The organism is Phocaeicola plebeius (assembly GCF_003437535.1).
GTDB classification, from domain to species: domain Bacteria; phylum Bacteroidota; class Bacteroidia; order Bacteroidales; family Bacteroidaceae; genus Phocaeicola; species Phocaeicola plebeius_A.
The window spans coordinates 67,403-87,672 of sequence record NZ_QSQT01000011.1 but is presented as its reverse complement, the minus strand read 5'-3'; the positions used below and the strand labels follow the sequence as shown (position 1 = coordinate 87,672).

The window sequence follows — 20,270 nt, the reverse complement described above, 5'->3', positions numbered from 1 at the left end:
CATGAATACAGGAGTCGTTTCAAGACGTTTCGCGAAGGCACTGCTGGCATACGCGAAGGGTGAAGGGCTGGAAGACAAGGTGTACAAGGAGGTGAAGACACTGGCTGCACACTTTGCCGAAGTGCCCGGCCTGCGGCGTGCCGTGGAAAATCCGGTGCTGGAGAGAAGCAAGAAGCTGGAGCTGCTTTGCGAGGCTTCGGGTGGAAAGGACGTAAGCCAGGTGATGACGCGTTTTCTCAGCCTGGTGCTGGAAGACAGAAGGGAGAAGTTCTTGCAGTTCATGATGTGGTCGTACATCGACCTGTATCAGGAAGACAAGCACATCCTCATCGGAAAGCTTACCACTGCCGTCAGTTCGCCCAAGCTCGTGGCACACTTGCAGAAACTGGCTTCCGAGAAGACGCACGGTGAGGTAATCCTGGAAGAGAAGGTGGACAAAAGCCTGATCGGAGGATACATCATCGAACTGGGTGGCTTCCGCCTGGACTCCAGTGTGGCGAACCAGTTGAAGCGCGTGAAACAGCAGTTTATCGCGAAAAACAGGAGAATAGTGTAAACAATGAATAATGAATAATGAAGAATGAAGAATGAAAAACGATTCCTATTATTCACTGTTCATTTTTAATTGTTCATTATTAATTATTAATTAAAAAGAATTATGCCAGAAAATACAATAAAACCCAGCGAAGTTTCAGAGGTGTTGCTCCAACAGTTGAAGGGGATTGACAACTCGCTGAAATTCGACGAAGTGGGTACCGTGCTTCAGGTGAGCGACGGTGTGGCCCGTATTTACGGTTTGCGTAATGCGGAAGCCAACGAGTTGCTGCAGTTTGAAAACGGTATCATGGGAACGGTGATGAATCTGGAGGAGGACAACGTGGGAGCGGTGCTCCTGGGTCCGACCGACCAGATTAAGGAGGGGATGATTGTGAAGCGTACCAAGCACATTGCTTCCATCAACGTGGGAGAATCGATGCTGGGACGTGTAATCGACCCTCTGGGTGTGCCCTTGGACGGGCGCGGCGAAATTGGCGGAGAGCTGTGCGAGATGCCGCTGGAGCGTAAGGCACCGGGGGTTATCTTCCGTCAGCCGGTAACGGAACCGCTGCAGACGGGACTGAAGGCTATCGATGCCATGATTCCTATCGGCCGCGGACAGCGTGAGTTGATTATCGGCGACCGTCAGACAGGTAAGACGGCCATCGCCATCGATACCATCATCAACCAGCGTGCCAACTACGAGGCAGGAAATCCGGTGTACTGTATCTACGTGGCCATCGGTCAGAAAGGTTCTACCGTGGCCAGCATCGTGAATGCACTGCGTGAGAAGGGGGCGATGGACTATACCATCGTGGTGGCTGCTACGGCTTCCGACCCGGCTGCCATGCAGTATTTCGCTCCGTTTGCCGGAGCTGCCATCGGCGAGTACTTCCGTGATACCGGCCGTCATGCACTGGTGGTGTACGATGACTTGTCAAAACAGGCTGTGGCCTACCGTGAAGTATCACTGATTCTGCGTCGTCCGTCAGGACGTGAGGCTTATCCGGGTGATATCTTCTACCTGCACTCTCGTCTGCTGGAACGTGCGGCGAAGATTATCAACCAGCAGGAAGTGGCCGAACAGATGAACGACCTGCCAGCCAGCCTGAAGGGTAAGGTAAAGGCCGGAGGTTCACTGACCGCCCTGCCGATTATCGAAACACAGGCCGGCGACGTGTCTGCCTACATTCCGACCAACGTGATTTCCATTACCGACGGTCAGATCTTCCTGGAAACCGACTTGTTCAACCAGGGCTTCCGTCCGGCTATCAACGTGGGTATCTCTGTATCGCGTGTAGGTGGTAGCGCCCAGATAAAGAGTATGAAGAAAGTGGCCGGTACGCTGAAGATTGACCAGGCACAGTATCGTGAACTGGAGGCCTTCTCGAAGTTCAGCAGCGACATGGACTCTGTGACTGCCATGGCTATCGACCGTGGACGTAAGAACAACCAGCTGCTGATTCAGCCGCAGTACTCACCGATGCCGGTAGGCGAACAGGTGGCCATTCTGTACTGTGGTACGCACGGACTGATGCGCGACATTCCTATTTCGAAGGTACGTGCCTTCCAGGATGCGTTCTTGACTTACCTGCGTGCCAACCATCAGGCAGACGTGCTGGACGTGCTGGCTTCCGGAAAGATTACCGACGAAATTACGTCGCTCATTGAAAAACTGGCCGCAGACGCAGCCGAACAATTTAAAGCATAAATCCCATGGCATCACTGAAAGAAGTTAAAGGAAGAATCAACTCAATCCACGGCACGCTGAAGATTACTTCGGCGATGAAGATGGTGGCGTCTTCCAAGCTGCACAAGGCGCAGGAGGCCATTGAAAATATGCTTCCCTACGAACGCCGGTTGCACCGTATGCTCAGTAATTTCCTGGGCGCGGAGCTGAGCGTGGAATCGCCTTTTGCAGTGAAACGTGAAGTGAAGAAAGTGGCCGTGGTGGTGTTTGCCTCCAACAGCAGTCTGTGCGGCGGATTCAATGCCAATGTCATCCGTCACCTGAACGAGGTGGTGGCAGAGTATGAGCCGAAGGTGGGCCGTGAGAACATCCTGATTTATCCGGTGGGCCGTAAGGTGGCCGATGCGGTGAAGAAGATGGAGGGACTGACGGCAGCCGGCGATTATCAGCACATGAGCGGAAAACCGAACTATCAGGAGGCGGCCGATCTGGCTGCTGAGCTGATGACACGGTTTGCCAGCGGTGAGATTCAGCAGGTGGAGCTGCTCTACAACCACTTCAAGTCGACCTCTACGCAGGTATTGACGCGGGAGACGTATCTGCCGCTCGACCTGAGTGCCGGTCATACGGACGAGAAGGGAGAGGAGCAGGAAGCCATGCAGGCCGATTACCTCATCGAGCCGTCGCCGGAACAGGTGATGGAGGAGTTGCTGCCCAAGGTACTCCGCATGAAGATGTACACCGTGCTGCTTGACTCCACGGCTTCGGAACATGCCGCGCGCACCATGGCTATGCAGATTGCCACGGACAATGCAAACGACCTGATTCAGGAACTGACCTTGATTTACAACAAGAGCCGCCAGCAGGCGATTACCAACGAGTTGCTGGACATCGTGGGCGGCAGCATGAGCTGACCCCACGGGCGGAACTCTTGTGTTCATTGCATAAAAAAACGTATCGCTGTCTCACGGCAGGATACGTTTTTTTTTGAACGAATAAACTAAAAAATTAATTATCTTAAAAAAGAAAACATGAAATTCTTTGGTGATTTATTTCTATAACAAACTGATTTCGTGTTTTGTTCGCTTTTTCTGTCGGTTTTTCTTTACTGATTTTTTAATAACTGTAAAAGCATACAGCCGCACCGTCGAGCAGGCATTCCATTCGTCCTTCTCCCAGGCGGATATTGTCCATGTAGGAGTAGTCACCTCCGCCGTAGTTCAAACGGATGCTGGTGTAGAAAGCGTCGTACCAGTCCCACGTAAAGGTGTAGGTATATTCCTCCCAACGTCCGCGGGCATCCTGAATGCGGATAAAGTCTTCACCCGTTCCGTTGGCATAGAAGCGCAGCACCTGGAAGTGGTGCAAGCCGTAGTCGTCGTACCAGTCGTCCTGCCAGTCGTAGCTGCAGAGATACGCTGTGCGTTCACGATATTCCAGGGTGTTGTTCCCTAATTCCATTTCCACGTTACACGACGGGAAGGCGAGTGTCAGTGCGACCAGCATCGCCATATACATGAATTTTTTTACCCTTGTTCTCATAACTCTTTGTGTGTTTGTTTTCCTCTATGTGACAAAGGTATCCGGAAAAAATCATACAAACGAATGATTTTTCCTATTCCTGTGGGGGAATTTCCCTATCGGAGGTAGGGAAATGCATCGGTCTGCGGGGTGGCAGATGGTGTATCGCCTTTGTGGCTGGACGGGAATGCCGGTGTATTTAACGCAAAACGTCCTTGCGTTCGGATTGAAACACAAGGACGTTGTATGGAAAATTTCTTTACGTTATGAATGAAACGCAAGGACGTTTTTTCAGGATTTCTGGAGAAGTACCGTCAGTGCATCGCGCCAGTCTTCACCGTTATGCGGGCAGTAGGTCTGGAAACCCAGCTGGCGGGCTGCCTGTACGTTGCCGGCCCCGTCGTCAATGAAGAGCGATTCTGACGGAAGAATGTCGGCATCGGCTATCAGGAAGTCGAAAATCTGCCGGTCGGGCTTGGTCACTCCAATCTGGTAGGAGAGGTACAGCTTGTCAAAATAGTCGCTGAGCGGTTTCCCCTTTGACGAGAAAGCCGGACTGCAGGCCCAGTCCATCACGTAGGGATTGGTGTTGCTCAGCACGAAGAGCTTGTAGCGCTTGCGCAGCTCCTTCAGGCAGTCGAGCAGACGCTCGTCCAGTCCGGTGAAGTAGCCCAGCCATGCCTGGCGTGTCTCCTCCCAGCTGGGTGTGCGTCCGCCGCACAACTGTCCCAGCTTCACCTGGAACTCATCGGGCGTAATTTTTCCTTCTTCCAGTTCCTGGAAAATCCCCGTCTGGTGATATTTGTCCAGGCGCTGGTCGGCATCAGCCACTCCTAACTGGCGGAACGCTTCCACCGCCTGTTCGCGGCTGATAGGGGCGATGACCCCTCCGAAATCAAAAATCAGGTTTTTTATCATATATTGTTTTTATTTTCTCAGCATCAGGTTCTTGAACGGGGCAGGATAGGGAGTCTCAAATTCCATCCGTTCGCCCGTAAGCGGGTGGTAGAAGCACAGCTTGAAGGCGTGGAGTGCCAGACGTCCGAGCGGGTCGGTTTCGCAGCCGTAACGTGCATCGCCCACCACCGGATGACCGAGCGACTGCATGTGCACGCGAATCTGGTTCTTGCGTCCCGTTTCCAGTTGCAGCTCCATGAGCGAATAGCCGTTGGCCCGCTTGATGGTGCGGTAGTGCGTGATGGAGAGCTTGCCTCCGTCGTCTACCGGCGAGGAGCTGACGTACAGCTTGCGGTCGGTGAGCCAGGAGCGTACGGTGCCCTGGTCTTTCTCCATGTCGCCCATGACGATGGACACGTAGCGGCGGTCGTACACGATGTCGTGCCAGTTGTCGCGGAGCGTGTGCTGCGTCTTCTCATCCTTGGCATACATCATGATGCCCGAGGTTTCGCGGTCCAGACGGTGCACCACGAAGATGCGGTTGTTGCGGTGCGTGCGCTTCACGTACTCATTCAGAATGTGCTGTGCGGTGCGTTCCTTCTGGTGGTCGGTAGCCACGGACAGCAGTCCTTCCTTCTTCTCCACCACGATGAGATAGGCATCCTCGTAGAGAATCTTCAGCATGGGGTGGCGGAACTCGTGCTTGTTCTTTTCACGGCTCACCTGCACCTTCATGCCCGGTTTCAGAGGGAAGTTGTACTGCGTCTGGATGTTGTTGTCCACCAGCACCACGCGGTTGGCCAGCAAGGCTTTTACGCGCGTGCGGCTGATACCGTCCATCTTCTTCATAAGGAACTCCATCAGTTCCGCCGGTTCATTGACCGGATAGATTGTATATTTGGCTGCGGCACGCGGGATAGGGCGTCGGCCGTTGTTGCCAGAGTTGTTTCTTGCCACTTTGTTGCGTCAGTTAAAAGTTAGAAGATAGGGGAGAGTGTTTAGCGTCTTTCCAGTTGCACGACATTTTCCACGTGATGCGTGTGAGGGAACATGTCGACAGGCTGTACGGCAGTCACCTTGTACTTGCCGTCGAGCAGCTGGAGGTCGCGTGCCTGTGTGGCCGGGTTGCAGCTCACGTAGACGATGCGTTTCGGCTCGGCAGCCAGAATCACGTCGATTACGTCATTGTGCATACCAGCGCGGGGAGGGTCGGTGATGATGACATCCGGACGTCCGTGCTCCGCAATGAAGTCGTTGGTAAGGATGTCCTTCATGTCGCCCGCATAGAACAGCGTGTTGTCGATGCCGTTCAGGGCCGAGTTCACCTTGGCATCCTCGATGGCTTCGGGCACATATTCGATGCCCACCACCTTGCGTGCCTTGCGTGCCACGAAGTTGGCGATGGTACCCGTACCCGTGTAGAGGTCGTACACCAGCTCGTTGCCCGTAAGTCCGGCAAACTCGCGTGCCACCTTATATAAATTATAGGCCTGTTCAGAGTTCGTCTGGTAGAACGATTTCGGTCCCACCTTGAAGCGCAGTCCCTCCATCTCCTCGAAGATGTGGTCGTTGCCCTTGAACACCTCCACGTCGAGGTCGCCGATGGTATCGTTGCACTTGTTGTTGATGACATACATCAGCGAAGTAATCTGCGGGAAGCTGTCGGCCATGAACTGCAGAATCTCTTCCATCTTGCGGCGGCCTTCGTCGTCGGTCACCTTGCACTGCAGCACCACCATCAGTTCGCCCGTAGACGAGGTACGGATCATGATGTTACGAAGAAGTCCTTCCTGCGTGCGCAAGTCGAAGAACGGGAAGTTGTGCGCGTAGGCATAGTCGCGTACGGCATTGCGAATTTGGTTGGAAATGTCGTCCTGCAACCAGCACTTGTCGATGGCCAGCACCTTGTCGAACGCCCCCGGAATATGGAATCCCACGGCATTCATCTGGTCGTATTTCACATCCTGCTTCACCTCCTCTTCCGTAAGCCAGCGCTTATTGGAGAATGTAAACTCCAGCTTGTTACGGTAAAAGCGGGTCTTTTCCGAGCCTAAGATAGGACGGAATTCCGGCAGTTCCACCTTCCCGATGCGGGTGAGGTTGTCGAACACTTGTTTCTGCTTGTACTTGAGCTGTTCCTCGTAAGAAAGACATTGCCATTTGCATCCTCCGCACACTCCGAAGTGACTGCAGAACGGCTCCGTGCGCAGGGGTGATTTCTCATGGAACTTTACCGCCACCGCTTCGGCGTAATGGTTCTTCTTGCGCTTCACCTGTAAATCGACTACGTCGCCCGGCACTACATACGGGACAAATATTACCAACTCGTTCACTTTAGCCACGGCTTTTCCTTCTGCGGCTACGTCTGTTATCGTTACCTTCTCCAGTAAAGGCAGTTCTTTTTTCTTTCTTGCCACGTTCTTTTCAATAAAACCAATTTGGGAGCAAATTTATACATTTTTCCTGACATTCTTCCATGTTTTTCGAAGAAGTTCATTTTGCAAACTCTATGTTGCAAAATATGTCGAAAAATATCTTCACAAAATTTGGGATTCAATAAAATATATATAGATTTGCCAGCGGTTGACCAACGAAAAACATTATTGAACCTTATCAAATATAAGAAAACATGGAAAAGAAAAGAGTCTATACTTTTGGAAACGGACAAGCTGAAGGAAAAGCTGACATGAGAAATCTTCTGGGTGGCAAGGGCGCAAACCTGGCCGAGATGAACCTGATCGGGGTGCCTGTACCTCCCGGATTCACCATAACAACCGAAGTCTGCAACGAATATTTTGAAAAAGGAAAAGAAGCAGTGGTTGCGCTGCTGAAAGACGACGTGGAAAAATCCATCAAGGGAGTAGAAGCCCTGATGAAGTCGAAGTTCGGCGATGTGGAAAATCCGTTGCTTGTTTCCGTACGTTCGGGTGCCAGAGCGTCCATGCCGGGGATGATGGACACCATTCTGAATCTGGGTCTGAATGATGAAGTAGTAGAAGGACTGGCTCGCAAGACTAACAACCCTCGCTTTGCGTGGGACTCTTATCGCCGCTTCGTACAGATGTACGGCGACGTGGTGCTGGGCATGAAACCTGTGAACAAGGAAGACATCGACCCGTTTGAAGCCATCATTGAAGAAGTGAAGAAAGCCAAGGGCGTACGTCTGGACAACGAACTCGACGTGGACGACCTGAAGACACTGGTAGTCCGCTTCAAGGAAGCTGTGAAGAAACAGACCGGACAGGAATTCCCGTCATGTGCCTACGAACAGTTGTGGGGTGCCATCTGTGCCGTATTCGATTCATGGATGAACGAACGCGCCATCCTTTACCGTAAGATGGAAGGTATTCCGGCAGAGTGGGGAACAGCCGTGAACGTACAGGCCATGGTATTCGGTAACATGGGTGAGACTTCAGCTACGGGCGTATGCTTCTCACGCGACGCCGCTACCGGTGAAGACTTGTTCAACGGTGAATACCTGATCAATGCGCAGGGTGAAGACGTAGTAGCCGGTATCCGTACTCCGCAGCAGATTACCAAAATCGGTTCTCAGCGCTGGGCCGAACTGCAGGGTATTTCGGAAGCAGAACGTGTGGCCAAATATCCTTCTATGGAAGAAGCCATGCCGGAAATCTACAAGGAACTCGATGAACTCCAGACCAAACTGGAAAATCACTACCACGATATGCAGGACATGGAATTTACCGTGCAGGAAGGCAAGCTCTGGTTCCTCCAGACCCGTAACGGTAAGCGTACAGGTGCCGCTATGGTGCGCATCGCCATGGAAATGCTGCATCAGGGCATGATTGACGAAAAGACCGCTTTGATGCGCTGTGAACCCAACAAGTTGGACGAGCTGTTGCATCCGGTATTCGACAAGGAAGAACTGGGACGTGCCCGCGTGCTGACACGTGGTTTGCCGGCTTCTCCGGGTGCTGCCTGCGGACGCATCGTCTTCTTCGCCGAAGATGCTGCTGAATGGCATACCAACGGCCATCGCGTGGTACTGGTACGTATTGAAACTTCTCCGGAAGACCTGGCTGGTATGCAGGCTGCCGAAGGTATCCTGACCGCCCGTGGAGGTATGACTTCGCACGCAGCCGTAGTAGCCCGCGGAATGGGTAAGTGCTGTGTATCAGGTGCCGGAGCCATCAACGTAGACTACAAGACCCGTACGGTAGAAATTGACGGAGTTGTACTGAAAGAAGGTGATTACATCTCCATCAACGGAACCAACGGATATGTATATGCCGGAGAAATTCCGACTCAACCGGCCAAACTGTCGGGTAACTTTGCCGAACTGATGGAACTCTGCGACAAATATGCCCGCCTGAAAGTCCGCACCAATGCCGACACGCCGCGCAACGCACAGGATGCCCGTGGATTTGGTGCCGTAGGTATCGGTCTGTGCCGTACGGAACACATGTTCTTCGACGACGAAAAGATTGTGGCCATGCGTGAAATGATTCTGGCCAAGGACGTAGAAGGCCGCAAGAAAGCCCTCGACAAACTGTTGCCTTACCAGAAAGCTGACTTCAAGGAAATCTTCAAGACCATGGACGGACTGCCTGTCAACGTACGTCTGCTCGATCCGCCGTTGCATGAATTCGTTCCGCACGATTTGAAAGGTCAGGAAGAAATGGCACAGGCCATGGGTGTAACCGTAGATTATATCCGCCAGCGCGTGGAAAGTCTGTGCGAACACAACCCGATGCTGGGGCACCGTGGTTGTCGTCTGGGAAATACGTATCCGGAAATCACTGAAATGCAGACTCGTGCCATCCTGGGTGCTGCCTGCGAACTGAAGAAGGAAGGTTACGACCCGCATCCTGAAATCATGGTGCCGCTGATTGGTATCCTGTATGAATTCGAAGCACAGGAAAAGGTGATTCGTGAAACTGCTGCCAAACTGTTCAAGGAAGAAGGTGTGGAAATTCCGTTCAAGGTGGGAACCATGATTGAAGTGCCGCGTGCCGCCCTGACTGCCGACCGCATCGCTTCACATGCCGAATATTTCTCATTCGGTACAAACGACCTGACTCAGATGACCTTCGGTTACTCTCGCGATGATATCGCTTCCTTCTTGCCGGTTTACCTGGAAAAGAAGATCCTGAAGGTAGACCCGTTCCAGGTACTCGACCAGAATGGTGTGGGCCAGCTCATCGAAATGGCAGTAGCCAAAGGCCGTTCCGTACGTCCGGAACTGAAATGCGGTATTTGCGGTGAACACGGTGGTGAACCGATGTCCGTGAAGTTCTGCCACAAGGTAGGTCTGGATTACGTGAGCTGCTCACCGTTCCGCGTGCCTATCGCAAGACTGGCTGCGGCGCAGGCTGTGATTGAAGAAAGCTTGTAAGCCTTAACGGCTTGTTGATATAGTACTCAGGCTGTAACTTTCCCGCGAGGAGCGGGGAGTTACAGCCTGAACTTGTACTTGAATTATAAAACGTATAAAAACGGAGGGAACGTTATACTTTTTTCATGTGTATTGAATAACAATAATGAAAGAAACTTCTATAAATAAAAACAGAATTCAGAGATAAGAAGAGACTTACAACTGAATCCTGTTTCCATTTACACAAAATTTTGGACAGTGTTAAGGACTGTATCATTCATGCTTTCATAGATTGAGTGTCTTATATAAATCAAATAGCTTTTTGCTAAGTCGTGTTGTGTATCTTATATTGATGGGTAATAAACTGCCTTCAAAAATTTTTGATTGATGTTTAGAGTCTTCACATTTTACCATTCCTATATATTTACATAATTTTTCACCAATAGGAGATACTGCATCTGCTATAACTTTGGAGAAATATATTTCTCTTTTAAACAGTTCTATAATGAGTAGTATTAATGCATCGTATAAGAGTTTAAAAGCACCAGAATTATGATATTTAGGATGCAGGGCTACAGAACTTATATATAGATTATATGTATCAGGTAAATCGTAAGTCTCTATATTTTCATCATTTATGGTTACATCTATGATTTCTCCCTTTTTAATAATTTCGTAAAGGGTATTGTTAATGGGCATAGCATTGATATACCCTATAATTTTCTTGGTTTTTATATCCTCTAACATTACATAAATGTACTTGTTTTTTTTCCACCATTTTACGCAATTATCATAATTCCCTATATAAGAATCATTGTATACCAATTTATCTATTTCTACTGCTTCAAATATCATTTGGGGGGGTATCTCTTTTCCGCAATGAACTTTATATGTCGATTCATCTAATATTAGTTTAGTCTCATCGTTCGGTTCAGCTTCTTTCCCAATATTGATTATAATACTTTTTAAAAGAATATCATATTGTTCTTTTTCTCCTTTGAAATCTATCCAGTTTATATTACTGAGGTAAAACTTTTTTATTCCAGTTAAAGGCTCTTCCGATAATTTCAATGGGATGACGGGTTTCTTTTCTAAATCGCAGCAGACGGTTATTTCTCTATCTACTTGGACTGATTTGTTATAATTCTCGGTAAAAAGTATTACCATTACTTTTATTTCTTCTAATGCATCTATTATATAGGGTGCCCATGTTGCGCCTAAAGGAATGTCTCTTGAGGATATAAAACAGCTAAATCCATGTCCTTCTAGAAAGTTTACTAAAGATTCTGCCAATGGTCTATCTTTAGTTGAATAGCTTATAAAAACATCTTTTTTCATAATTATAAAATCAAAATTAGTGTTTAATATTATAAGTCGTAATTTGTGAATTGCAATAACATATGAAGTGTAGTAGATAATTCATACGCAATGAATTTTTATTCTATTTCTAAAATACTAGAAAGGTGTTTTGTTTAATTTAAGGTGTGGTTGGATAAAATTAAATGCTCGTGATATTCCCCTTTATACTTTCTGATTTTTTTATAAAAAGTCATTTATTTACTTTTAAAACAAATATAATGATTATTGTTTATATTTTCAAATATCAGTGATATTTTGTTCTTTTCATTTTAGTATTCATTTTTTGTAGGTAGAGATTTTTGAATGATATATATTTTGATTAAGTTTTGAAGCGGATAAGTCCTTAAAATGTCAAATCATTTTAAAAGCAATTCACACGATTTAAAAACTGGTATATAACTCGTATCTTTGGCGGAAAAATAAAGAAACCCCAATGGATACAGAATATTTGAATCGTTTTGAAGAGAGATTGCAGCAGGAATTGCTGCGTTTGTGTACTGACTATCATGTGCTGGACGGCACTCTGCTGGCTACGGAGGACCTGGACAACCGCTGGCACGACCTGGCACCGGAGTATGTGGCCGATGCCGTGGAACAGATCCGTGATTATCCCGTGGTGTCGGTGGCCTGGGCTGCCTATCTGGGCCTGGGAGTAGCTTTCTGCTGGGACGAAGACTGGGAGGCCAGTGCACAGGCTACTTATCAGTCGTACTACGGAGAGCAGGGCTTTGACGACATGGATGAACACATCGTGCGCGATTTACTCGGTTTGTCGCTCGACGGAGAAGAAGCTCGCCAGCTGGAGGATATCATTCGCCGCTGCGGACAGACTACCGTGGGATTGATTCGCCACGAACAGATAGAGCCGCAAAGCCCGCTGGCCTTCCATGTATTTGCCCGTGCCTGCCGTACGATGTTCCGCATCGGGGTAGCCATTGAACTTAAACGCCTGGGATATAAATTCGAGAAAGTAGAAATTGGTCGCGTACCAGGCGGGATGCTGTCATAAGAAATCCTCAGACAGGTTTTCTGTCACCTTAAAAACGCACTTGTGTTTTGGGTAAAACGTAAAGGCGTTTTGTCTTAAATGCACTTGCGTTTTTTTATGGGATGAATTTTAGTGAATTTTCGGCCCATATTTTTCTTCAAATTCCGCCACAATCTGCTGGAAATGCGTCGGCAGGTAGTGCATGGCCTGAGCATGCAGGGCAGGGGGGATGCCGTAGAATGCTTCTGCAATGCTGCCCGTGATGCAGGCCAGTGTGTCGCTGTCGCCACCCAGTGAGATAGCCGTACGTATGCAGTCCTCAAAGTCCGTCCCGTCCAGAAAGGCGCGGATGGCCTGGGGCACGGTGCCTTGGCAGGTGGCGTCCCATTGATAGGTATCACGAATGCCGTCGCAGGTGAAGTTCAGGTCATAGTCGAACTTCGCTTCGACGGTATTTTTTATGTCCTCCTTGCTCTTCCCATCCCGGGCCAGAAAGATGCAGAGTGCCGTAGCCTGGGCACCCTTGATTCCTTCGGGATGATTGTGTGTGCAGGCAGCCGATATGCGTGCAGCCTTCAGCGTCTCTTCCTCCGTGCGGAATGCCCATCCCACGGGGCCTACGCGCATGGCCGAACCGTTTCCGCAGCTGCCGTAAGGACGGAGCTGTCCCGTTTGCTGTCCCTGTCGGAGCCATTCACGGAAACGTCCGCCGAAGCCTCCCAGCGGACACGGGTAACGGGTGGCATAGCGGAAATAATAGGTGGCACAGTCTCCTCCGTGTAGCAGCCAGTCGGCCGTGGCGAGGGTCAGAATACTGTCGTCGGTATATCCCTTCTGCGGAGTGAGGAAAGGAAACTCTTTTGTCTTGATGTTGTGGAACTCGTAGACGCTGCCTGCGATGTCGCCAAGGATGCTTCCAATCATATTTTTTTGTTTGTATAGACACAAAGGTATGGAAATAAATGAATATGAATCGATAATGGCCGGCTTATTTCATATGATACAAAAAATCATTTATGGTGGAACCTTTTATTACAATCTTTACATATATAATTGGCATTAGAAATTTTCCCCAAGAATGCAACTATAAAAAACGAAATAAACATAGACAATGCTATATAATCGGCGATAGTTGATCTGATACCCAAATCATTTGCCCAAACAAGATAAAGCCCCGGAATAAGAAAAAGAAAGATGCACCATAATGCTATAGCAGTTCCGTATTTGTTGCTTACGGCTATGGCTGACACATTGTAACTTCCACATTTAGGGCACCAGACATGAGACTCATTTCTACTATCAACAATAGGATTTATTATCTCAACAGCTTTTTCATAATCTTTCTCGAAAACATATATTGCAATACCTGTGATAGCACCATAAGCACCAGGATTTTGGTCTTGCCCTTCATCATGCTGGCGAGAAACAATGTTATTTTCAATAAGCAGATTTGTAATCTCGTCTGCATAAATAGTAGTATCACATTTTATAAGAAGTCTTTCCTTCATATTAGAATTTACTTTTATGCCAATATACTGATATTTATATAAAAAAGCAAGATTTATCTCTAAGTCTTTATTATAAGCACTATATTTGCGATACGGACTCGAACCTAAAAAATAAAGTGATACTTTTATTTGCAGCTGTTATATTAATAGTTATTGCAACAGTCATTAAAATATACTTTACATAACTGCCTGAATAATTTAATTTTATTAGTGCAGTATTTATAATACACCGGGCTTTATATTTTGAGGAACTTGTCATAGCAAGTAGAAAATACCTTAGATAGTGAACACAGAATTATAAACTCTAAAATCAAAGTGACATGAAAACAAAGAACTTATGTGGAATACTGATGCTATTCTCTTTTTTAGTGTCGTGTACAGAACAGCAATGTATAATTCATGGTATAACTACTGGTGTAAAAGATGGTGATTATATGTATATAACTGAATATCTTGATAATACATATTTTGATTCAGCTGTAGTTATGAATGGAAAATTTACATTCAAGTTACCGAAGGCTTCAGAAGAAGATTTTTTGCCTAAAGTTATAGTTCCTGCTGTGGGCAATGAGCCAAGTGTAGCTATGGTTTTTACACAAGATTTTGAAGTGAAATACATAAGAGATAGCAATAAAGATATATTCGATATATATGGTTCTCCATATAATGATTTGTTCCGTATAGAAGGTTTTAAAATAGATTCAATAAGTCATGTGTTGGGACATCTTGATAATCTATGTTTGAAGGATTCTACTTTGACGCAGGAACAGAAGGATTCAATAACTTTAAAAATGAATGAACTCATAAAAGAAGACTCCATTCTCAATATTCAAAGTATAGAACGTAATATTGATAATCTTGTGGGGGCTTATCTATTATACATAAACAGACATTCACTGAACAAAGAAACATTTCAGAAGCTTTTTGAAAGACTTCCCAAGAAGTTCGCATCATCAAAGCATTTTGATGATGTTAGAAAATAACCTGTCTTTTGTGAAGTTCTATGAATAACCAACAGTTTACATTATGAAAAAATACGTGATATTCTTAGTCCTGCTCATCGCAACTCTTTGTGTAAAGGCACAGTCTATTATTCCACAGGTAAATGAAAACGTGGAGCTTATGAGTATCTTGTCGCGTATGGCCGGTTTTCCGGAATATCACATGGATATGGCGGGCCAATATATAAAGGATATGGACAGCTATTTTAAGGAGAGTACTGACCATCCGGCCGTGCAGTATATGAAAGGACTTAGGAACAAGTATGGCATAGCTTATGATGCCGTCATGTCAATGGCTGTACATCTGGATAACCGGAACGGTGTTTTTTCATTGATAGAGGAAGAAGTTTCGACCTTAGAGAAAAGATGGAAGAAGGTGGATAAGGATGAATTTCTGTCTTATCTCAGCAGCTTTTATAGGGATACAAAATTCAATGAATTCTTTCTGGCCCATAAAGACCTTTATGAAAGGGGCATCAAGTCTTATCAGGATAATGTCATCAGTCATTTTGATATAGACTGGTATGCTGATTTCTATGGAAATGAACCTCAGGAAACTTTTTCTGTGATAATCGGTTTCTGCTATGGAGGTGGAAACTATGGAGCAGACCGGCAAATAAAAGGACATAAGAAGGAGGTTTTCGCTATTGTGGGTTATTACGTGAATAAAGAAGGTATGCCCATGTATAGCAAAGAATATTTGCCGACGCTGATTCATGAATTTAATCATTCTTTTATCAATCATTTTCTGGATGAAAACAAATATCCTGATTATGTAAAAGAACTGGAGCCGGCTGCCACGGATTTGTTTAATTCTTCACGTTGGAGTATGGCGAAACAAGCGTATGGCAATTGGAAGACCGTGATAAACGAATCACTTGTCCGTGCGGCTGTTATCTGTTATATGCTGGACAAAGACTACAAGCCGGAAGAAATAAAAAATGAACTGTTGGAGCAGGTGCAACGAAATTTCAGATGGATGCCGGAACTGGTGAGCCTGCTGAGAAAATACGAAGAAAGACAGGTAAAATATGGTAGTTTTGAGAATTTCTATCCGAGGGTAATAGATTTTTTCGAAGACTATGCTAAAAAGGAAAATAAAAGACTGGACGTCATAAAATCAAAGTAACATGAAAACAAAGAACTTATTGGGAGTACTGCTCCTGTTTACATTTACCTTCATCAGTTGTGATAAGGAGGACGAAGAGGGTAGAAAAATTACTGATTATAAAGAGTATGTGCTGACTGTCGCATCGGAAATGAAGCCGGGGGTAATATGGTCAGAGGGACGTGATTATCTGAAAGAAGTATATCCTGTAAAAAAAGAAAATGCAGAAGGGTGGGATGCCTTAGGGGGTATCGGCGGATTTGAATTTGAAAATGGATATGAATATAGAATAAAAATCAGCGAAACAAGTTACCTGGATTATAGCATGGGGCAACCAGCTTGGACAGAACATGAGTTGCTTGAGGTAATCTCCAAAGAGAAAAAAGCTTCGGAGGGATTACCGAAACACTTTATTCCGGAAGCATTCTATAAAGACAAATTCCTGCCTAAATACAGATATGCGGTAGAGGCTGATAACAAAGAGGTAATTGAAGAGGATTTGAAGAATAACTCTATTCTGCCATTGGACTATCACTATTTCTATTATGGCAACAGTGAAGGACCGAAATGGCTCGCAATAAAAGATGACACTAATGTATTAGGTCCTGGTCTGATAAAAAGAACCAATAAAGCTCAGGAAGAATTTCCTGAAGTATATCAGATACTACCACCCGAAGGACAAGTAAATGGTTTCATGGAATGGTCATTCCTGGATGAAGAAGGGAATGAAACAGGCTATCCTTCGTTTGATGTGTTTTTAGGATATTCTGCGAAATCAAGAGAAGCAGGAGTAACATCAAATCTTTTCTATCTGTATAAGGACCTGACAGCACACTATAAGAGCAAATACCCGGATGCAGGTGTAAAAGCGGTTGTAGTTTCTTATGCCATTGAAAAAAACTGACACAATGGTCAAGACTCCATTTCCACCTTCACTTCCTGAATGTTCCGAAGCTCATCACTGAAGTTTACTCCAATCTTGTAGACCGTACGGCTGTCCTTGGCAAAAGGTGCGGCATAGCCTTTCTCCCGAATCTGAGCCAAAGCTTCGTCTGCGCTGCCGTTCAACTTGAATTCCATGATGTACACGTAGTCCTGCGTCTGGAGTACCAGGTCAATCCGTCCGCGACTGGTGTGGTATTCCACCTGCACGTAGAAGCCCATCAGCTTGAAAATGATGTAGAGGATATTCTGGTAATGCACTTCGCGGTCACGTGCCAGCTCGTATGGAATGTCGGCAAACATAGTCTTCAACCGTTCGAAAAAATCATCCACTTTGCCCGCCATTACTTCCTCCACAAAGCACTGAATCTGGTAGGGTGACTTGCTTACGCTTACCGATGCGTAGTTGGGTAGCAGAAACTTGAAGAACCCTTGTTCCACTTCCCGGTTGGGGAAGCCTAACGTGTAGTTCTCGAACATCTTGTTGTAACCCTTGATGGTGAGGTAGCCGCTCTGGTAGATAACCGGGATCGGGTCGGTTGAGGCCGTATCAATGCTGTCCAGTACAGGCTGACTGGTGACGATGTGTTCCAGTTCTTCTATCGGATAGTGATGGAGCTTGAGCAGTTCGACGAGGTAGGTCGGTGTGCCTGTCTCAAACCAGTAGCTGCCGAACTTTTTCTTCGCAAACGTATTGAGCAGACTGAACGGATTGTACATGCCCACGGCATTTTCCGTGAAGTGATAACCGTCATAATTGGATTTCAGCTCCGCACAAGTCTCTTCATAAGTCAGGCCCGTAGCTGTAGCCAGCGCATGAATGTCTTCCTCAAAATACGTATGGATTTCCTTCTCGCTGATGCCGCAGATTTCCACGTAGCGGTCGTCCATGGAGATGTCCATCAGGTTATTCAAATCGCTGAACACGCTGACCTTGCCGAACTTGGTTACTCCCGTGAGCAGGGCAAAGCGGATACAGCCGTCCATGGATTTTAATGCTCCGTAGAAAGCTTTCAGGGTACTTCGGTATTCGTTCTGCAAGGCTTCATTGCCGATGGCCTGTAGCATGGGCTTGTCATATTCATCGATGAGAATCACCACACGGCGGCCTGTCTGTTCGCAGGCACGGCGGATGATACCCTGGAAACGAAGGGAAAGGCTTGTCTCGCTTTCCCGTGCGCCGTATCGACTTTCCCAGGTACATAGATTGTCATTCAAAATACTGGTCAGCGATTCCGGCGTATCGTATTTCTGCGTATTCAAATCCAGGTGCAGAACCGGATATACTGTCCAGTCCTTCTCCAGCTTCTCCAGTGCCAGTCCTTTGAAAAGCTCTTTCTTTCCTTGTGCATAGGCTTCAAGGGTCGACAATAGCAGGCTTTTTCCGAAGCGTCGCGGACGACTCAGAAAATAGTAACTTCCTGTATTGAACAACTGATAAATCAAGGCGGTCTTATCGACGTATTCATAACCACCCAATATCACTTTCTCAAAGTTCTGCACTCCTACCGGATATAGCTTGCTCATAACCACTGGATTTAGATTCTACTGCGAATGTAGTAATTTTCAGCGAACATTCAAACAGGCAGGAAACAGGAAACGGAAAAGTTGGCCGGAAATGTTGTTGAGTGTGGTAGCGGCTTCGGGGAAAAAGAAAAGGAACCGATCCATTTAAGGGGCGATTCCTTTTTCGTGAGAGTTATTTTTCAGTTTATTCTGCTACTTTCTTTACCACCAGCGTATGGTTATTGGTATCTCTCCATTCTGCCAGGAGGGCATACAGCTCTTTGTAATTCGACGGGGTCTGTAACTGACGGCTGACGCGCAGGCTGCGGGTCACTTTCATGCCTTCTTTCGTGGGCTGGTAGCTGAATACTACTTTTCCGCAAGCATTGCTGATTTCCTTGTTGGTGCGAGAAGTTGCTTTCATTCCTTCCGGCAGGCAGACAATGGTTTCCAGCGTGCAGTTCATAGTTTTCGGCAGAAGGATATTCTCGGGAATGGTTGTATTGGCAGCATACGCATAGAGTGTGCGGGCCGGTGTCGGGTCGTTCAGTGTCACGATTCCCCATCCTTCGGCAGGCTGCTGCAACTTTTTTTCGTCCACTTTCAGGGTGTCGGTCTGCTGCATTTCCTTGGCTCCTAAGTAAACTTCCATTGTCAGCGGTTTTCCATCCAGGCCGCTCACTGCCAGGAAGGGTTGCAGGCTGGCTTCTTCGGTACCTGTCAGGGCGACCTTTTCGGGCATCAGCTTGCTTTGGGCTACCAGCGATACGATGGTAGACAAACCTTGGTTTTCAGCTTTTGACGGGCGAAGGGTACATACGGCTACTTCCGCTTCCAGTCCGGCTGCCTGCTGCAAGGTGACATCCAGGTTCACTAATTCTGCCTGGGTGCCGTAAGCCGAACGGATAACTTCCGATGCCGGACGGAGACGGTAGCCGACATCCTGCAGTGATACGCCGCAACGGCCCAATTGATATAGTTCGGTCATGTAGCGGGCAATGGCGTTGCGGACTGCCTGCGGATTGCCTTGGATGCCTCGGGTCAGTTCGGCTACCTTTGCTTCGATAACGGAGCGGTTGCCGGGCTGGAATTGTGCTTTCAGGCTTTTCAGGGCTTCATCGTATCGTGACCAGGTTGAGGCCACGAAGACGGGCATCATGCCGCTGGCTACTGCTTGTACTTGTCCCATATTTCCTCTTGTGGAAGGATAGGCGTAAGGGCGGGGCTTCACTTCCTTTAGTGTCCAGGTGAAGGATTTCATTCCGTCTCTTTGGGCAATGGACGGCTGGGCAGAAGCGTTCAGCAGTTCATAGTGTACCGATTTTCCGGCTGGTACGTTCAGGCGGAAGGTGAATTCCTTGATGGGAGAAAGTTCTTTGACCGGACAGCAGACATCAAGTTCCGGCAGGTAACCGGCTTTGCTTACAATGGAGTAATCCAGCACGATGGTGGCACCTAATTCAAGTCCGGTGTGCACCACGACCATTTCTTTCAGTTGGTTGTAGGCCGGTGCGTTGGCAGCTGCGGCAGGCAATACCTCTACGAAGGCATTGGCGGGTGTCTGAACCACGGTGCCATCTTTCTGGCGGGTGTAGGACACGTGAATCTCCAGCTTCTGGAAGTCGGGGTTATACACGATAAATGTTTCTCCGTACAGGCCGTTCATGGCGGCATGGGTGAACAGGGTGAGTTCCTTCTGCACCCGCATCTCCTGACTGCCGTCGGCACGCAGGGTGTACGTTTTCGAGAGTTTGCGGAATTCTGCTTCCGATGCGGCTCTGGCCGGCAGTACAGCCAGCAAAAGCATTCCTATGATTCCTATGTAGATTGATAATGTTTTCATTACGCTTCGTTTCTTGTTAAATCCTCGTATGAGTG

The 20,270-nt window shown here is 47.4% G+C and carries 17 protein-coding genes; 8 read left to right on the top strand and 9 right to left on the bottom strand.

Annotated elements, in window-relative coordinates; translation table 11 throughout:
- Position 1: 1 nt before the first annotated feature.
- From DXD04_RS07315 to DXD04_RS07305, 3 genes are all read left to right on the top strand, one after another.
- Positions 2-556, top strand: a complete 555-nt coding sequence (locus tag DXD04_RS07315) for a F0F1 ATP synthase subunit delta (RefSeq protein WP_117672201.1) — start codon at positions 2-4, stop codon at positions 554-556.
- 102 nt (positions 557-658) lie between these two features.
- The gene (gene atpA, locus DXD04_RS07310) at positions 659-2,248 is read left to right on the top strand and encodes a F0F1 ATP synthase subunit alpha (protein ID WP_117672199.1); all 1,590 of its coding nucleotides are present in this window, start codon (positions 659-661) and stop codon (positions 2,246-2,248) included.
- 5 nt (positions 2,249-2,253) lie between these two features.
- Entirely contained in the window at positions 2,254-3,141 is an 888-nt protein-coding gene (locus DXD04_RS07305) for a F0F1 ATP synthase subunit gamma (RefSeq protein WP_117672197.1), read from the top strand.
- Between the two features lie 202 nt (positions 3,142-3,343).
- Here the strand turns inward: DXD04_RS07305 and DXD04_RS07300 are convergent, their stop codons facing one another.
- From DXD04_RS07300 to rlmD, 4 genes are all read right to left on the bottom strand, one after another.
- Positions 3,344-3,769: a hypothetical protein gene (locus DXD04_RS07300; RefSeq protein ID WP_259299533.1), complete on the bottom strand. Its 426-nt coding sequence runs from the start codon at positions 3,767-3,769 to the stop codon at positions 3,344-3,346.
- Between the two features lie 270 nt (positions 3,770-4,039).
- The gene (locus DXD04_RS07295; RefSeq protein ID WP_117672195.1) at positions 4,040-4,666 is read right to left on the bottom strand and encodes an HAD family hydrolase; all 627 of its coding nucleotides are present in this window, start codon (positions 4,664-4,666) and stop codon (positions 4,040-4,042) included.
- A 9-nt stretch (positions 4,667-4,675) separates the two neighbouring features.
- Positions 4,676-5,602 (bottom strand): RluA family pseudouridine synthase, encoded by a 927-nt coding sequence (locus DXD04_RS07290; protein WP_007558834.1) that lies wholly within the window; start codon positions 5,600-5,602, stop codon positions 4,676-4,678.
- Between the two features lie 41 nt (positions 5,603-5,643).
- Positions 5,644-7,062 (bottom strand): 23S rRNA (uracil(1939)-C(5))-methyltransferase RlmD, encoded by a 1,419-nt coding sequence (gene rlmD, locus DXD04_RS07285; protein WP_117672193.1) that lies wholly within the window; start codon positions 7,060-7,062, stop codon positions 5,644-5,646.
- 212 nt (positions 7,063-7,274) lie between these two features.
- Between rlmD and ppdK the strand changes: the two genes are divergently transcribed.
- On the top strand, positions 7,275-10,001 hold the full coding sequence (gene ppdK / locus DXD04_RS07280; protein WP_117672191.1) for a pyruvate, phosphate dikinase: 2,727 nt from the start codon (positions 7,275-7,277) through the stop codon (positions 9,999-10,001).
- Between the two features lie 264 nt (positions 10,002-10,265).
- Here ppdK and DXD04_RS07275 read toward each other — a convergent pair whose 3' ends face one another.
- Entirely contained in the window at positions 10,266-11,318 is a 1,053-nt protein-coding gene (locus tag DXD04_RS07275; RefSeq protein WP_117672189.1) for a toll/interleukin-1 receptor domain-containing protein, read from the bottom strand.
- A 454-nt stretch (positions 11,319-11,772) separates the two neighbouring features.
- Here DXD04_RS07275 and DXD04_RS07270 point away from each other — a divergent pair, with 454 nt between their 5' ends.
- On the top strand, positions 11,773-12,348 hold the full coding sequence (locus DXD04_RS07270) for a hypothetical protein (RefSeq protein WP_117672187.1): 576 nt from the start codon (positions 11,773-11,775) through the stop codon (positions 12,346-12,348).
- A gap of 108 nt (positions 12,349-12,456) precedes the next feature.
- On the opposite strand, the gene DXD04_RS07265 is transcribed toward DXD04_RS07270, so the two are convergent.
- Complete coding sequence (locus DXD04_RS07265) at positions 12,457-13,251, bottom strand: ADP-ribosylglycohydrolase family protein (RefSeq protein ID WP_117672185.1); 795 nt, start codon at positions 13,249-13,251, stop codon at positions 12,457-12,459.
- An 86-nt stretch (positions 13,252-13,337) separates the two neighbouring features.
- A complete protein-coding gene (locus DXD04_RS07260; RefSeq protein ID WP_117672182.1) occupies positions 13,338-13,835 on the bottom strand; it encodes a putative signal transducing protein in 498 nt (165 codons plus the stop codon).
- 320 nt (positions 13,836-14,155) lie between these two features.
- On the opposite strand from DXD04_RS07260, the gene DXD04_RS07255 reads away from it, so the two are divergent.
- From DXD04_RS07255 to DXD04_RS07245, 3 genes are read left to right on the top strand one after another with little or no spacing between them, the layout of a single operon-like run.
- Complete coding sequence (locus tag DXD04_RS07255; RefSeq protein WP_117672180.1) at positions 14,156-14,818, top strand: DUF4369 domain-containing protein; 663 nt, start codon at positions 14,156-14,158, stop codon at positions 14,816-14,818.
- A 43-nt stretch (positions 14,819-14,861) separates the two neighbouring features.
- Positions 14,862-15,965, top strand: coding sequence for a DUF4932 domain-containing protein (locus DXD04_RS07250; RefSeq protein ID WP_117672178.1), 1,104 nt, complete (start codon positions 14,862-14,864; stop codon positions 15,963-15,965).
- Position 15,966: 1 nt separating this feature from the next.
- The gene (locus DXD04_RS07245; RefSeq protein WP_117672176.1) at positions 15,967-16,848 is read left to right on the top strand and encodes a DUF4377 domain-containing protein; all 882 of its coding nucleotides are present in this window, start codon (positions 15,967-15,969) and stop codon (positions 16,846-16,848) included.
- A gap of 8 nt (positions 16,849-16,856) precedes the next feature.
- On the opposite strand, the gene DXD04_RS07240 is transcribed toward DXD04_RS07245, so the two are convergent.
- A complete protein-coding gene (locus tag DXD04_RS07240; RefSeq protein ID WP_117672174.1) occupies positions 16,857-18,413 on the bottom strand; it encodes an ATP-binding protein in 1,557 nt (518 codons plus the stop codon).
- 184 nt (positions 18,414-18,597) lie between these two features.
- Positions 18,598-20,235, bottom strand: a complete 1,638-nt coding sequence (locus DXD04_RS07235) for a DUF3857 domain-containing protein (RefSeq protein ID WP_117672172.1) — start codon at positions 20,233-20,235, stop codon at positions 18,598-18,600.
- Positions 20,236-20,270: the final 35 nt, after the last annotated feature.

What these genes read in the sequence shown, in the direction of transcription:
- DXD04_RS07315 (WP_117672201.1), top strand. Translation starts at nt 2, where the DNA reads ATGAATACAGGAGTCGTTTCAAGACGTTTCGCGAAGGCACTGCTGGCA.
- atpA (WP_117672199.1), top strand. Translation starts at nt 659, where the DNA reads ATGCCAGAAAATACAATAAAACCCAGCGAAGTTTCAGAGGTGTTGCTC.
- DXD04_RS07305 (WP_117672197.1), top strand. Translation starts at nt 2,254, where the DNA reads ATGGCATCACTGAAAGAAGTTAAAGGAAGAATCAACTCAATCCACGGC.
- DXD04_RS07300 (WP_259299533.1), bottom strand. Translation starts at nt 3,769, where the DNA reads ATGAGAACAAGGGTAAAAAAATTCATGTATATGGCGATGCTGGTCGCA.
- DXD04_RS07295 (WP_117672195.1), bottom strand. Translation starts at nt 4,666, where the DNA reads ATGATAAAAAACCTGATTTTTGATTTCGGAGGGGTCATCGCCCCTATC.
- ppdK (WP_117672191.1), top strand. Translation starts at nt 7,275, where the DNA reads ATGGAAAAGAAAAGAGTCTATACTTTTGGAAACGGACAAGCTGAAGGA.
- DXD04_RS07275 (WP_117672189.1), bottom strand. Translation starts at nt 11,318, where the DNA reads ATGAAAAAAGATGTTTTTATAAGCTATTCAACTAAAGATAGACCATTG.
- DXD04_RS07270 (WP_117672187.1), top strand. Translation starts at nt 11,773, where the DNA reads ATGGATACAGAATATTTGAATCGTTTTGAAGAGAGATTGCAGCAGGAA.
- DXD04_RS07265 (WP_117672185.1), bottom strand. Translation starts at nt 13,251, where the DNA reads ATGATTGGAAGCATCCTTGGCGACATCGCAGGCAGCGTCTACGAGTTC.
- DXD04_RS07260 (WP_117672182.1), bottom strand. Translation starts at nt 13,835, where the DNA reads ATGAAGGAAAGACTTCTTATAAAATGTGATACTACTATTTATGCAGAC.
- DXD04_RS07255 (WP_117672180.1), top strand. Translation starts at nt 14,156, where the DNA reads ATGAAAACAAAGAACTTATGTGGAATACTGATGCTATTCTCTTTTTTA.
- DXD04_RS07250 (WP_117672178.1), top strand. Translation starts at nt 14,862, where the DNA reads ATGAAAAAATACGTGATATTCTTAGTCCTGCTCATCGCAACTCTTTGT.
- DXD04_RS07245 (WP_117672176.1), top strand. Translation starts at nt 15,967, where the DNA reads ATGAAAACAAAGAACTTATTGGGAGTACTGCTCCTGTTTACATTTACC.
- DXD04_RS07240 (WP_117672174.1), bottom strand. Translation starts at nt 18,413, where the DNA reads ATGAGCAAGCTATATCCGGTAGGAGTGCAGAACTTTGAGAAAGTGATA.
- DXD04_RS07235 (WP_117672172.1), bottom strand. Translation starts at nt 20,235, where the DNA reads ATGAAAACATTATCAATCTACATAGGAATCATAGGAATGCTTTTGCTG.